14 protein-coding genes are annotated in these 14161 nt (G+C 56.8%); 7 read left to right on the forward strand and 7 right to left on the reverse strand.

Annotation, left to right across the window (positions count from 1 at the left end; all coding sequences use genetic code 11):
- Together M0974_RS12755 and M0974_RS12760 are read left to right on the forward strand one after the other, a co-directional pair.
- Positions 1–876, forward strand: an 876-nt coding sequence (locus tag M0974_RS12755; protein ID WP_297836841.1) for a sigma 54-interacting transcriptional regulator, incomplete at its 5' end; no start/stop codon positions are given.
- A gap of 172 nt (positions 877–1048) precedes the next feature.
- Positions 1049–1273, forward strand: coding sequence for a DUF6555 family protein (locus M0974_RS12760; RefSeq protein WP_297836844.1), 225 nt, complete (start codon positions 1049–1051; stop codon positions 1271–1273).
- Between the two features lie 2 nt (positions 1274–1275).
- Here the strand turns inward: M0974_RS12760 and M0974_RS12765 are convergent, their stop codons facing one another.
- The gene (locus M0974_RS12765; protein ID WP_297836846.1) at positions 1276–2715 is read right to left on the reverse strand and encodes an MFS transporter; all 1440 of its coding nucleotides are present in this window, start codon (positions 2713–2715) and stop codon (positions 1276–1278) included.
- Positions 2716–2825: 110 nt separating this feature from the next.
- Here M0974_RS12765 and M0974_RS12770 point away from each other — a divergent pair, with 110 nt between their 5' ends.
- Positions 2826–3677: a DUF1989 domain-containing protein gene (locus M0974_RS12770; RefSeq protein WP_297836849.1), complete on the forward strand. Its 852-nt coding sequence runs from the start codon at positions 2826–2828 to the stop codon at positions 3675–3677.
- A 39-nt stretch (positions 3678–3716) separates the two neighbouring features.
- Here M0974_RS12770 and M0974_RS12775 read toward each other — a convergent pair whose 3' ends face one another.
- From M0974_RS12775 to M0974_RS12785, 3 genes are all read right to left on the reverse strand, one after another.
- Entirely contained in the window at positions 3717–4565 is an 849-nt protein-coding gene (locus M0974_RS12775; protein ID WP_297836852.1) for an NAD-dependent protein deacetylase, read from the reverse strand.
- Positions 4566–4868: 303 nt separating this feature from the next.
- Entirely contained in the window at positions 4869–5393 is a 525-nt protein-coding gene (locus M0974_RS12780) for a GNAT family N-acetyltransferase (RefSeq protein ID WP_297836855.1), read from the reverse strand.
- The gene (locus M0974_RS12785; protein ID WP_297836857.1) at positions 5390–6346 is read right to left on the reverse strand and encodes a class I SAM-dependent methyltransferase; all 957 of its coding nucleotides are present in this window, start codon (positions 6344–6346) and stop codon (positions 5390–5392) included. Before M0974_RS12785 ends, M0974_RS12780 begins: the two co-directional genes overlap by 4 nt.
- A gap of 535 nt (positions 6347–6881) precedes the next feature.
- Between M0974_RS12785 and M0974_RS12790 the strand changes: the two genes are divergently transcribed.
- On the forward strand, positions 6882–7526 hold the full coding sequence (locus tag M0974_RS12790; RefSeq protein WP_297836860.1) for an ATPase: 645 nt from the start codon (positions 6882–6884) through the stop codon (positions 7524–7526).
- Positions 7527–7544: 18 nt separating this feature from the next.
- Here the strand turns inward: M0974_RS12790 and M0974_RS12795 are convergent, their stop codons facing one another.
- Together M0974_RS12795 and M0974_RS12800 are read right to left on the reverse strand one after the other, a co-directional pair.
- A complete protein-coding gene (locus tag M0974_RS12795) occupies positions 7545–8135 on the reverse strand; it encodes a hypothetical protein (protein WP_297836862.1) in 591 nt (196 codons plus the stop codon).
- 152 nt (positions 8136–8287) lie between these two features.
- On the reverse strand, positions 8288–9538 hold the full coding sequence (locus tag M0974_RS12800; RefSeq protein WP_297836864.1) for an MFS transporter: 1251 nt from the start codon (positions 9536–9538) through the stop codon (positions 8288–8290).
- Between the two features lie 136 nt (positions 9539–9674).
- On the opposite strand from M0974_RS12800, the gene M0974_RS12805 reads away from it, so the two are divergent.
- The 3 genes from M0974_RS12805 to M0974_RS12815 all read left to right on the forward strand — a co-directional run bounded on the left by M0974_RS12805 (position 9675) and on the right by M0974_RS12815 (position 12124).
- On the forward strand, positions 9675–11030 hold the full coding sequence (locus tag M0974_RS12805) for an Nramp family divalent metal transporter (protein WP_297836866.1): 1356 nt from the start codon (positions 9675–9677) through the stop codon (positions 11028–11030).
- 177 nt (positions 11031–11207) lie between these two features.
- Complete coding sequence (locus tag M0974_RS12810) at positions 11208–11387, forward strand: KGG domain-containing protein (RefSeq protein ID WP_297836867.1); 180 nt, start codon at positions 11208–11210, stop codon at positions 11385–11387.
- Positions 11388–11563: 176 nt separating this feature from the next.
- Entirely contained in the window at positions 11564–12124 is a 561-nt protein-coding gene (locus M0974_RS12815) for a DUF4174 domain-containing protein (RefSeq protein ID WP_297836870.1), read from the forward strand.
- Between the two features lie 4 nt (positions 12125–12128).
- Here the strand turns inward: M0974_RS12815 and M0974_RS12820 are convergent, their stop codons facing one another.
- Complete coding sequence (locus tag M0974_RS12820) at positions 12129–14087, reverse strand: DNA topoisomerase III (protein ID WP_297836874.1); 1959 nt, start codon at positions 14085–14087, stop codon at positions 12129–12131.
- Positions 14088–14161: the final 74 nt, after the last annotated feature.

The raw sequence follows: 14161 nt of genomic DNA on the forward strand, positions 1-14161 counted from the left end.
ACGGGCAAGGGCCTCGTGGCCCAGACGCTGCATGCGGTGTCCGCCCGGGCGGGCAAGCCCTTCATCTCGGTCAATATCGGCGGCCTTCCGGAAGGGGTCTTCGAGAGCGAGCTCTTCGGCCACGTGCGGGGGGCCTTCACGGACGCGAAGAGCGACCGCGCGGGACGCTTCGAACTGGCGGATGGCGGGACGATTTTTCTCGACGAAGTCGGCGAACTGCCGCTTCCGGTTCAAGCGAAACTTTTGCGCGTACTGCAGAGTGGCCAGTTGCAACGGGTAGGCTCCGATCAAGAACACCATGTCGATGTGCGGATCATTGCGGCGACCAATCGCGACCTAGCCGAAGAGGTACGCGCAGGGCGGTTTCGCGCGGACCTCTACCATCGGCTGAGTGTGTATCCGTTGCGGGTGCCTGCGCTGCGTGAACGCGGGCGAGACGTGTTGCTGCTGGCCGGGTTTTTTCTTGAAGAAAACCGCGCGCGCATGGGCCTGCGCAGTTTGCGCTTGAACCCGCAGGCGCAAAAGTTGCTGGTGGGTTATGCCTGGCCGGGCAATGTCCGAGAGTTGGAACACCTGATTAGCCGCGCTACCCTAAAGGCTCTGTCAGCCCACGCCGAACGTCCGCGAATTCTCACGATCGAAGCGCAATCCTTGGGGTTGGAAGAGCCCGTTTCTAGAACAGAACCAGACGCCACCCATGAGGTGCCAAGGGTAAATTCAGGAGAAGGTTTGAAAGAGTCGCTGGACGCTTATCAGAAAATTCTTATTGCGCAGGCACTGACCCGCCACCAAGGTAAATGGGCTGACGCCGCCCGAGAGTTGGGTATTGATCGAGCCAACCTCAGCCGCCTGGCAAAACGCCTGGGCATCCGATGACTTCCCCCGAACGCATAAATCGCCGCCGCCAATGCATCCATTCGAATTGAGTTTATAACTGCTTGTATCCGCGCGAGTTGTTGTTATACCGTCGGGAACTAGGTATGGAATTTTTGCTAAGTGGTAGCGGTCATCTGAGACTCTAGGATTGAGTTGATGAGGCCACCAGTAAATGAACAATACCAAGCATTTCAGAATCGATTACTTGCTCAACGGTAGTTTCAAATCGTTCTACATCAGCGCTGAATTTATGGACAACACCGAAGCCTGGCATCACGCGAGTGTTGATGCGGGTATTGGTCGAATTCCTAAGTATCGATTGGAAAAAGTGCCCCGGGTGTCGCGCCCGTATGCCGAACATTTCGGCATTACGGACGTCGAGTGGGCACAGACCTGAAATCAGTGATGAGCGATGTTTTCCAGCGCAAGGTTGCGGGTGCGCGGGCCGAAGCGGCCGATGGTTATCATCACGATCAACATGCTGCTAACGATGAAGGCCAGTACACCGGGCGTTCCGAAGTGATCAAGAAAGAACCCTATTATTAGACTGCTGAAGACAGTCGATAACCGACTGAAGGAGTAACAAAAGCCCACCGCACGTGCGCGGATATTGGTCGGGAACAGTTCGCTTTGATAGGAGTGGTAAGCGAAACTCAGCCAGGCGTTGCAGAAGGTAATCATGACCCCGCAGATAATCAGTCCCAGCGCTGATGCTTGCATCGCAAACAGTGTGCCGAAGATCATGCTTCCCAACGCCGAGCCGACAATCTGCCACTTGTTTTCGAAACGATTGGCAAACTTGACGAACAACAGCGGCCCCAGCGGATACGCCAAGGTAATAATAAAGGCGTACATCAAACTGTGGGTGACGCTCACGCCTTGGCCCGACAGTAGCGCGGGTAACCAGTTGCCGAAACCGAAAAAGCCGATGGCTTGAAATACATGAAACACAATCAACATGATTGCACGGCGGCGGTAGGGCGGTTGCCAAATATCGGCGAAGCGTCCGACGCCTTCGACACTTACCGCTTGCGGCTCTGGTTGATCCAATGCTTTGCCATGGTCACGCAGACACCGTGCTTCGAGGGCGTCCATGATCTGCTCGGCTTCTTCGAATCGGCCTTGTTGTGCCAGCCAGCGCGGCGACTCGGGCAGGCGTGAGCGCAGCCACCAAATAAACAGCGCAAACACGGCACTGGCCAGTACCACCCAACGCCAACCGGATATACCGAACGGCGCTTGCGGCACCAACCACCAGGACATTAATGCCACCGCCGGCACTGACAGAAACTGCACGAAGAATGCAAAAGCGAATGCCGAACTGCGCATCCGTTTCGGCACCAGTTCCGAGAGATAGGCGTCAATGGTGACCAACTCGACGCCGAGCCCGATTCCCACCAAAAACCGCATGCCAATAATGCCTAGCGCCGAGCTTTGAATGCCCATCAACACGGTAGCGATGGTGTACCAGATCAGGGCAACAGTGAAAATTGCCCGACGTCCGAAGCGGTCGGCAATCGGGCTGAGCAAGCTGGCGCCGAGAAACAATCCAAGAAAGGTTGCCGAGGCGAAAGCGGCTTGGTCGGAAAAACCAAACACGCCAAGGTTGCCGGTGTTGAAAATTCCGTCGCGGATCAGGCCAGGGCTGATGTAAGCCGTCTGAAACAGATCATACAGTTCGAAGAATCCACCGATCGACAGCAATGCCACCAGCCGCCATAACGTTGCGACGCTGGGCAGGCGGTCGATGCGTGCGGAAATAATGGAGGCCCGAACCGGATTAATCCCGTCGGTGAGGGCACCAGCGTCGGACGCAGCAGAAGGTGAGAGCGAGGACATGCGAGGCTTTCCAGATCCATGGGAGGAAGGTGACGTTTTTTATGCGATAAATTGTTACATTCATTCGGCCGAATGTGTCAGCCCTTTTTCCAGCGAGAGGCCATTACCCCATGTACAAAGATTACCCAGCGGCCTATCAGGTCAGTAAAGGTTCGGCGCTCAATGTTGATAAAGCATTCTATGAGCGTATCCGCGAGCAGACCGACGCTCGTACCTTGGTGGAGCAGTTCGAAGTGCCCATTCGCACTGGCCGGGCCTGGAAAGTCTCGGCAGGGCAAGTGTTTCGGGTGACGACGCCGGTGGGGCCGCAGGTGGGCGATTTCAATATCTGGAACGCCCATGACCCTCGCGAACGCATGTGGGCGGCGCGCACTCGCCAACTGCAAGGCGCACACGTCAGTACCTATGATCGTCTGTGGTCAAACCTGCCATTTCTGCGGCCGATGGCGACCATTACCGATGACAGCCTGGCGGGCTACGGCATTGATGAACACGGCGGTCGCTTGCACGATTTACTCGGCACCCGTTGCGATCCATACGTGAACAAGATGCTGACCGGCGAAGACTTCCATCATCACTGCCATTCCAATCTGACCCGAGCGGTATTGCCCCACGGCCTGACCGAGTTTGATGTGCACGATGTGCTGAACATCTTTCAATGCACCGGGCTCAATCACGACGACATGTACTTCATGAAAGCCTGCCCGGCGAAGAAGGGCGACTATCTAGAGTTTTTCGCTGAGATTGACGTGCTGTGCGCGCTTTCCACGTGTCCCGGTGGTGATCTGTCGTTGGCCATGTGGGGGCCTGATGCGCAAGACCCGCTGACCGTTTGCCGGCCGCTGGGTGTGGAGATCTACCAGCTTGATGACAGCCTGCTCAACGGTTGGAAACAACCGGAACGTGCGGCTTATAAAGGCCTGCACGGGCTAGAGATTGCCAAGGCTTCTTGGGAAAAATAATCGGAGAAGTTAGCGTCGGCGGCAAATGAATCGCCGGCGTTATTCGACGGTGTCCAATCGCTCGGCGATCAGCGGCAACAGCACCTCGCAGGACGCTTCGATTTTCAGGTCGAGAAAGTCATCGGCACGGGTTTTACCGAAGTTGATGGCGATCAGCGGTTTGCCTTGATCCGCTATTGCCCGGCACAAGCGGAACGCTGAAAAGGCCATCAGCGAAGAGCCTACGACCAACAGGCCTTGCGCGTGTTCGACGCTGTGCATGGCCTTGGTGGCGGTGACTTGAGCGACGTTTTCACCGAAGAAAACCACGTCTGGTTTCAACCGGTCGCCTTGGCAATGCGGGCAATGCGGCACTTGAAAACGCGCCTCGAAGGCCGGGTCGAGCAAGGTATCGCCATCCGGCGCCTGAACGGCATCGACGCCCGCCAGGTAAGGGTTTTGCCTTTCCAGCAGCGCTTGGATGGCGTCGCGATCGGTACGTTGGCCGCAATCGAGACACACCACACGGTGCAAGCTACCGTGCAGTTCGATCACGTCGTGACTGCCTGCTTGATCGTGCAGTGTGTCGACGTTTTGGGTGATTACTCCATTGATCAACTGCCGAGCCTGCAACTGCGCCAACGCCTCGTGCGCTGCATTGGGCCGCGCTTGGCGGATACGCGGCCAACCCAACATCGCCCGCGCCCAATAGCGTTGTCGTGCGGTGGGGGCGTTGATGAAGTCTTGATACATCATCGGCGCCTTGCCCCGGCGCACGCCTTCTTTATCCCGGTAATCGGGAATCCCCGAAGAGGTACTAATTCCTGCCCCGGTCAACACCAGAAACGGCCTTTGGGCCATTAACCGGCACAAGGTCTCAAGGCCATCGCGGGTCTGGCTGTTGATCATTAAAGGTGCTCCGATGCGATACGCCAAGGCCTGGCAGGTGGGTAACGATAGACTGCTTTTTTGGGTTTTATGTCAACACTGTGAGATGACTGCGCACTGTGTGTGACTTGGGCTGGCCTCTTCGCAGGCAAGCCTGCTCCCACATTTGGATTTGTGCCTGGCTCAACCTACTGTGGGAGTCGGCTTGCCGACGAAGGCGTCAGTGCAGCACACGCTACCTAAACCTGATCACCCCATCTGCCACGTTGCCATAGCGGAGTATCACATTCCCTCCCGGCGATGCGGATCGTATTGTCAGGCAGCTTAGTCGAGGCGTTTGGCGAACACTCGGTTCTCGTGGCTTTCGCCATCGAAGGAGTACCAATCGCTGCCGATGTCCTCGTAACCTTGAGCAGTATAGAATCCAAGCGCGCGCCGATTGCCGACCCAGGCGTTCAACCAGATCGTGTTCGCACCGTGTGGGCCAACTAATGTTTCTACTTCTAGTAACAAGCGTTTGCCGATGCCTCTTCCGGTAAATGCTTCTTGAACATAAAGTCGCTCCAACTCGACGGCGGAGCGGTCAGGGAGCACGCTATGTTCAGCGTCATACCGCAACTGCGCGAACGCAACGAGATGATCCTGTCGCTCGGCGAGCAACAGTGCCGTGTCTGGCTTGGCCAGAGTGGAGGCCACGCCATCAAGGGAGAAATGCTTGATGACTTCGCGGGCCAATGAGGGGCGAATGCCGCCGGTCGCATAAGTGTCGAGCCACACCTGTGTGCCCAATGCGCCGATGCACAAGGCGTCTTCCTCTGTTGCCAGGCGAAACGAAACGTCGCTGCTCATAGAGGACCACGCTCAGCATCCAGCACAAAAATTAACGCCTTCAATCCACCTTCAACCTGTTCATCGGCAAACTCCGGCGGGTTTTCAAGGCGGTGTTGGAAAATCAGGCTGGGCGCTTCGGTGGCCATGTTGTCGACGAGAAACTCGGGGCCGATGGCGGGGTCGTTGACGCAGGCGAGCACGATGCCTTGGGGATTGAGCAGGTCCGGCAGGCGGCGGAGGATTTTCTGGTAATCCTTGGTCAGGATAAAACTGCCTTTTTGGAATGACGGCGGGTCGATGATGATCAGGTCATAGGGGCCGTCTCTTTTGACCCGCGCCCAGGATTTGAACAGGTCGTGCCCGAGGAAACTCACGCGGCTCAGGTCATGGTGGTTCAGCCGATGGTTTTCCCGCCCGCGACTGAGTGCGGCTTTGGCCATATCGAGGTTGACTACGTGTTCCGCGCCACCGGCAATTGCTGCTACCGAGAAGCCGCAGGTGTAAGCGAACAGGTTGAGCACCCGTTTGCCGTTGACGTTGGCTTGTACCCAATTTCGCCCGTAGCGCATGTCGAGGAACAAACCAGTGTTTTGATTTCGGCCGAAATCCAGTTTGAAATGCAGACCGTGCTCGGTAATGACCCCGTTATCAAAAGGCTCTCCCAGCAACCACTCGGTGCTGCTGTCTTGCAGGTACCGGTGCTGCAGGAGCAGTGCATGGGCGCTGGATTCTAGCCATTGCGGCGATTGGCTCAGCGCGCCAAGGACTTCGCGCAATGCGGTCATTTCAGTTGCCGCTGGCTCTTTGAACAACGACACCAGCAACACGCCGTTTAGCCAGTCAGCCGTCACATTTTCCAGGCCCTGCCAACGTCGGCCCCGGCCGTGAAACAGGCGCCGGGCTTCGTCGGTGGTGGTGCTCAAGGCGTCGAGCAAGTGGACTTGCAGCAGGGACAATGCATCTGAATTCATAGCGAGATTTCGATCATTCATGAGCGCGCAGTTTAAGCGCAATCCAAAATACTGTGGGAGTAAGCTTGCTTGCGAAGGCAATGTCATGACCCCAGAAGATCTGCGACGGACGAGGTCGTGAATGAAGGGCTAATCAGGCAAACCGCGCCGCGTTCTTCGCAAGCAAGCTTACTCCCACAGTTTTGTGTGGGTTGCCCCAAATCCGGCGTCATCCCGAGATTCGGTGGGACCGAACTTGTTCGGGAAGCAGACGACGAGGTTTATCAGACATACCGCGGCGCTACCTATATCGCGCACAAGCTCGCCCACAGTGTCTTTGTATGTCTGAAGCTGTTTTGCGGATTGAATACCGAACAAGAAACACGGCAGTGGACTCCGAAGTAACTGGACGCTTGAGTCGGCAGTGGAGGGGGTCATGGCAGCGAAGGCCACTATCTGTTTTGTCGATAATGACCATTGACGTTTGGGACGGGGGTTTTTTTCGGAAGATGGCTCAGGATGGCGTTCTGCCAACCGAGGCACTTGGAGAAGTCAAATGAAGATTCGAATTGCAGCTCTGCTTGCCCTAGTCGTCGCCTTGGCAGGATGCGCTACCGGTACACCCGAGAACGCCGACAACAAGGATGGCGTGTTCAGAGCCGCCACCCAATCTTCCGGCGTTGCCTTGAAGCACACGCAATCGGTCGGTGTTGTTTTCAGCGAGAACACTGTGGCGAATCTGGCTTACCTCGAGCGTTACCACTCGGTGGCACAAGGCAGTCAGCAACTCGACGAAGAAATACAGAAAGCGTTCGTTTCAAGCTCCGACCCGACGTTGGCCATCGACTGGCTGAAGAGTTCATTGCAGGCCCAGTTCAAATCGGTTGATTTCTACGACAATCTAGACTCGCTGATGGCCGCACGACCTGATGTCATTGTGTTGCTGGACACCCAAAACGTGCTGGTTACCCCTCGCAGCCCGGATGTGCAGGCCAGTATTGTCGCCGAGTTTTTTGATGCTCAATTGAACTACATCGGTAAAGCCGAAGGTCACGCTGGCAAAAACCTCTCGCCAGTGTGGGCCATGAGCAAACCGGCGCCTGAAGTGGCCGCCGAGATCGATGGGCAGCGCGTGGTGCAGGTCGATGCGCTGCAACAGTTCGACGCCTCGCTCCACACCCTGATCAACGCAAAGTCTTGAATATCGATCAGCGAATCTTCAGCGGGCGTTCAAGCCCGCGATGATTCTTTTGATCAACGCCGCATGCCCGGCCTGATCGTCTGCCCGGGAAATCACCTGAACCACAATCGCGCGGGTACCTGATCCTGACAGGAACGTGGCATTCAGCGTGTGACCGCCGCCCATGGTGGCAGTGCTGTCTATCTCGCGAACGCCCAGACCCTTGACCGTCAATCTGTTTTCGCTGGTTTGCTTGAAGTCAGGCAGAGCAGCGCTTTGCTGACGGATGAAATCGGCTACTGAACTGTCGAGAAACTCATCATCGTTGTCACCCGTCTTGGTGCCGTTGGGCAGGGTTCTTTCAGCCGTGAGAATCACGCGCTTTTCTTCCTTGTTGGCGTACATTGTTCCTGTCGCCCCTGCCGTGCCGCTCTTTTCATTGCCATCCGACATCGCGGTGGCCACATACGTGGTGGGTAAGCTGAACGCAAATTTCCCACCCAACATCGAGACCTTTTGCACCGCGGCCGTCGTGGCCACAGGTTTGGTCGCGGCAAAGCTGCTCATACCGGTCAACAATACCGTCAGGCTCAGCGCCAGGACCGCAGTGTTTTTGCTGAAAAGCGACATTCAAATTTTCCTCATTGATAATGGGCAGCGCAGCGATGTGTTTGTAGCTCGTGGTTCGTAGTGAGGATGGCGTACTTCCACTGAAAAAAGCGTGAAAAAAACGCTGCACTTATGAGTCAATATTGTCCCTTCACCCGAATCGATCTGTGAAATCAACCGTCCATACTAAAGTGAAAGCGCCTGGCGCTAAAACGTACGCGCAGTTGACGGTGCTTCATCAAATAGTGAACCCCGACTGCTGCGGCGAGAAAACCTGAAGCAGCACCGATGCCGAGGGCCCAGCGTGGACCGTAAACGTCCGCAACCCAGCCCACGATGGGCGCACCCAATGGCGTGCCGCCCATTGCGATTGCCAGCAGGATCGCCATGACCCTCCCACGCATTTCAGGTTCGGTCGACAGCTGTACCAAGCTGTTGGCGGTGGTATTGAAGGTTTGCGCCGACACCCCGATGACGATCAGCGCGATGCCGAAAAGCCAATAATCGGGAATGATCGCAGCCACCGTCAGACCGACGCCGAAGACTGTCGCGCCGGCAAGCAATAGACCGATGTGTGGCCGTGCACGGCGAGCGGCAAGCAGTGCACCGATGACTGATCCAATCGCCATCATTGACGCCAGCAGTCCGTACTGGCCGGCCCCGATCTGGAAAACCGTGACGGACATGGTCGAGATGAAAATCGGAAAATTGAGGCCGAACGTTCCAATCAGAAACAACATGAATAAAGCGGCTTTGAGGTCAGGGCGTTTCCAGACATAGCGCAAACCTGCCAAGAAGCTGCCACGGGTTCTCGGTGCTTTAATGCTCCTATGCAGTTCGCCGACGCGAAGCATTCGCAGGGAAAAGATCACTGCGATGTAGGTGACCGAGTTGAGCAAAAATACCCAACCGGTGCCGATTGACGCGATAAGCCCACCGGCGATAGCGGGGCCGATCATGCGTGCGGCATTGAACGAGGTAGAGTTCAACGCCACCGCGTTCGACAAGTCTTCATCGCCCACCAATTCGGCGACAAATGTTTGCCTTGCGGGTGCATCGAATGCCGTGACGCAGCCCAGCAGCAGGGCGAATACGTAGACTGACCACAACTCTGCCCAGCCAGCCAGCGTCAGCAAACCCAGTCCGAGAGCGAGGACGGCCATGCACGTCTGGGTTGTCAGCAGGAGTTTTCGTCGGTCCAGACGATCAGCCGCCAAACCGGTCAGCGGCAGCAACAGCAACATGGGCCCGAACTGCAGCGCCATGACAATGCCGACTGCGGTCGCATTTTGGTGGGTGAGTTGGGTGAGCACCAGCCAGTCTTGCGCGGTGCGCTGCATCCAGGTGCCGACGTTGGATATGATCGCGCCGCCTGCCCACATGCGGTAGTTGTAATTGTTCAGCGAGCGGAAAGTACGGCTCATTAAGAGGGTTCCGAAAGCACAGCGAGTTGCAGACCGCCTATCCTACGCCAATGAGAATGTCTGAAGTGGCAGTAGCGGACACCTCCACCTGCCACATAGGATGTCCATCGATGGCCGTAACTGTACAGGGTGGACAATGAGCGCACCGGACAATAACGAGCAGGCGGTCGTGGGCGGCTGTGAACCCGCTGCCCCCGTGCGAAGGCTAAGCCTCGGTGCGCTGAACGGCAGCGTCGCTTTGCCCAAGGCCCGGCACTGGTTCCGGCGACTGTTGGCCTTCACCGGGCCGGGCTACATGGTCGCGGTCGGCTACATGGACCCTGGTAACTGGGCCACTGATATCGCTGGCGGCTCTCAGTTTGGCTATTTACTGCTGTCAGTGATTTTGCTGTCGAGCTTGATCGGAATTCTGCTACAGGCGCTGGCAGCGCGTTTGGGTATCGTCACCGGCATGGACCTGGCGCAAGCGTGTCGAGAGCAGTACAGCCGACCGGTGTGCATAGGGCTGTGGCTGGCCTGCGAATTGGCCATAGTTGCCTGCGACCTGGCTGAGGTGATCGGTACGGCCATTGCGCTCAACTTGCTGTTTGGTTTGCCTATGCTGTGGGGCGTCATTGTTTCTGTCGCCGATGTCTTTCTGATTCTAATGCTCATGGGGCGCGGCTTTCGGTCCCTTGAGGCGTTCGTGATTGCCTTGTTGACCATCATCTTCGTCTGCTTTGGGGTGCAGATGGTGCTGGCCCAGCCGTCCATCAGCGACATCATTGGCGGGTTCATTCCGCATACGCAAATAGTGACGGACCCCATTGTGCTCTACCTGGCCATTGGCATCATCGGCGCCACGGTTATGCCGCATAACCTTTATCTGCATTCATCCATTGTGCAGACCCGTGCCTATCCCCGAACCGTTGTCGGTCGCAGGGTCGGGCTGCGTTGGGCTGTGGTGGACAGCAGTGTGGCGCTGATGCTGGCACTGTTCGTTAACGCAGCGATCCTGATTACCTCGGCCGAGGTATTTAATAAGGCTGGGCGCACCGATGTCTTGGACATTGAACAGGCTTATCACTTGTTGTCGCCGATGTTGGGCGTTGGCGTGGCATCGACGTTATTTGCGGTGGCGCTGCTGGCATCGGGCATCAACTCCACGGTGACAGCAACCTTGGCCGGACAAATCGTGATGGAGGGTTTCCTCCAATTGAGGTTTCCAGACTGGGGGCGGCGGCTGCTAACACGTGGCCTGGCAATCATTCCGGTCATCATCGTGACCCTTCTGTATGGCCCCAGCGGCACCACCAAACTGCTGGTGTTCAGTCAGGTCGTGTTATCGATGCAGCTGCCGTTCGCGATTATTCCGTTGGTGCGATTCGTCTCCAACCAAACCCTCATGGGCGAGTTTGTGACGGGTCGTTGGCTGACCTTTCTCGCGTGGGGAGTCGCATTGGTCATTGTTGTATTAAACATAGAATTGTTGGTAATGACGTTCTATGGATGATGGCAAAACGAAACTATCTGATAGCAATTTAATTGCAGGCTGAGGTGCGGTTCTATGGGGCAAAGGCCATTTGTCAGGTTGTAATGATTTTCTCAAAACTTTTTAGCTGATGAAGATTCGTAAATGAAGCGGGGCTGCCCGCTGAGAGATTACAAATCAGAACAAGAGGATTAAATCATGCCTAACAATGAAAAATCGAACTCTGGCAATGTCTCCAATGACCGTGCCAAGGCTTCAGAGGCCGGCAAGAAAGGAGGCGAGAGCTCAACCAGCAGCACTTCCCAAAGTCGCGACAAGGCATCGGAAGCTGGGCGAAAAGGTCATGACACCAGCCACGGCGCAAATCGTAAAGCCTAACTAGGTTGTACGGGCGGGGGCCAACCCCGCCCTTACAGTTCAACCGATGTCACGGTATCCAATGGGGCATCGGCACGTTCTTCTCAGGAGGCGCTGTGACTTAATTTAGCGTGTCGACTGGACCTTTTTCCACGATAAGCAATCATTAGTGCATGAATACCAAAAAGGAAATGTGCATGCTTATCCGGTCTATAGCACTTGCCACTTTGTTCGCTGCTGTTGTCGGCCCTGTGCTGGCGGCTGACAGTGACGGCCCCTTGGCTCAGGATCGCGGGCATTCGCGGCCTTTGATTATCATAGCCCCCAGCTCTGTAGACCCCACTGTGGTCAGCATGAAAAAAGCGTTGGACGAACCGGCCAATCGCGCCGCTTTCAACGAACGCAATATGGTGCTTTACACCGTGCTCAACCTCATCGGCCAGCGCGACGGCAAAAATATGGATGCCCAGACCACTATGGCCCTGATCCGCGAGCTTAATTTGGGCGCTGGCGGTCAAGCCAAAGTGATTCTGGTGGGCAAAGACGGCGAAAAGAAACTTGAGCACTCCGGTCCCATTGATCCCAAAGAGCTGTTCAGTACTATCGACCAAATGCCGGCGCGCGAAAAAGAGGCTTCAGCACCCGCAGGCTCCGCGACGGCCCCCGATGCTGCGCCAGCGCAACAGAATGGCAAGGCCAGCAAAGCGACCAAAGCCGGGAAGGCGCCAGCTGCACCTCCAAAATCGCTGGATGACTGACGGCTTACTGGCTTGTTGAGGCAGCCTTGCGAGTCGAGCTGGCGCGCTTGGCGGCGGCCGGCTTACCTGATGCCGGTTTACGTTTTTTCTTCCATGCTGCTCCGGTACGCCCCGACGGGCTTGCCGGGCCACTGATGGTCAGTTGCAAACCAGTGCAGCGCGCAACTTGCTTGGTCATCCAGGCCGACTGTTTAGCGACGAAGTCTTCCAGGGTCATCTCGCCGCTTTGCACCATGTCTAATGCCTGCTCCCAAATCGCGGTAGTTCCGGGATCGGCGATTGCGCGAGGCACGGCGTCGATCAGGCTGAACGCAGCGGGGGAGGCCGCCAACGCTTTGCCGACCTTGTTCAGGTAACCGCGATCCAGCAACCCCTGGATGATGCCGGCCCGAGTGGCCTCGGTACCAATCCCGGTGGTGTCCTTGAGTTTTTGCTTGAGCCGGGGATCGCTCACCAGCTTTGCAACGTTTTTCATCGCCTTGATCAGATCGCCTTCCGTGAACGGCTTGGGCGGCTGAGTCCACAGATCTTTCAGCGTGACATTCTCGACAGCGCACTCCTGTCCCTCTCTAAGCGCGGGGAGTGCTTGAGGGGCGGGCGCTTCGTTGGCTTTAGTGGGCGCAAGCGCCTGAGGCAGCGCCCGTTTCCAGCCGGGTTCGACGATGCATTTTCCGACGGCACGCAATGCTTGCCCGGCGCAGTCAAAATCTGCCTGGGTTCGATCGTATTCATGATTGGGTAGAAATTGCGCCAGATAACGCGCCCGGATCAAGGTGTAGACGGCGCGTTGCTTACTCGCCAAACGTCCTAGGTCCACCGTGGCAGCCGTCGGGATGATGCCGTGGTGGGCACTGACCTTGGCGTCGTTCCAGGCCCTTGAGCGACGCTGTGGATCGAGATGCTTCATCAACTCAGCCAAGCTTGGATCGACACGGCCCAGGCCCGCCAATATTGACGGAGCCTCGCTGTGTTGACTCAGCGGCAGGTACCCGCAATCGCTGCGTGGGTAGGTGATGATTTTGTATTGCTCGTAAAGCGATTGTGCAATGTCGAGGGTTTCCTGTGCGCCCAACCCGAGCTTCTTCGAGCAGACCTCTTGCAACGTCCCCAAATCAAACAGCAGCGGCGGCGCCTCACGCATGCGCTCGGTTCGCAATTTCACTACCCGAGCATGGGTGGCGGTACTTAACGCTGCTGCCGCCTCTTTGGCCAATGCGGGGTTTTGGCAGCGGTCGTGTTCATCGCAGATGTCTTGCGGGGCAATCCACTGTGCGGCGAACGACGTACCTTCGCTTAGCAACTGCACCTCGATGGACCAATATGGGACCGGCACGAAGTCAGCGATGCTGCGGTCGCGGTCAACCACCAGGCGTAGCGTGGGCGTTTGCACCCGGCCTACCGGCAACACGCCTTGATAGCCCGATTGACGGCCAAGCAGGGTGAACAGCCGGCTCATGTTCATGCCGATCAACCAGTCTGCCCGGGAGCGGCCCAGGGCAGAATGGTAAAGGCTAAAGGTTTCCGCACCGGGCTTGAGCGCTGCCAAGGCCTTGCGAATGGAGGCATCATCCAGGGCTGAGAGCCACAAACGCTGAATGGGCCCGCGATAGCGGCAGTGTTCGACCAGTTCCCGGGCGATCATCTCGCCCTCACGATCGGCGTCGGTGGCGATGACCAGTTCCTGAGCTTCGCCAAGCAAGCGTTTCACGGCCTTGAATTGGCTGGCGGTTTTTGACTTGACCAGCATCTTCCATTTGCTCGGTATGATCGGCAAGTCTGCCAGCACCCAGCGTTTGTAGCGTTCGTCATACGCGTCAGGCGGTGCGGCCTCCAGCAGATGGCCGATGCACCAGGTTACCGTGATGTCCGACCCCAGCCAGCAGCCATCGCCGCGCCGGGTTGCACCGAGCACTTTGGCGATATCTTTAGCCTGAGAAGGTTTTTCGCACAGAAACAGCCGCATGTTTATCCATCTTTGAGTGCTGCGGGAAGAGCGTGCAGCATGCGCAGTGTTGACTCATCAGGCAAGCTTTATCT

It is taken from the genome of Pseudomonas sp., assembly GCF_026224925.1.
Classification (GTDB): domain Bacteria; phylum Pseudomonadota; class Gammaproteobacteria; order Pseudomonadales; family Pseudomonadaceae; genus Aquipseudomonas.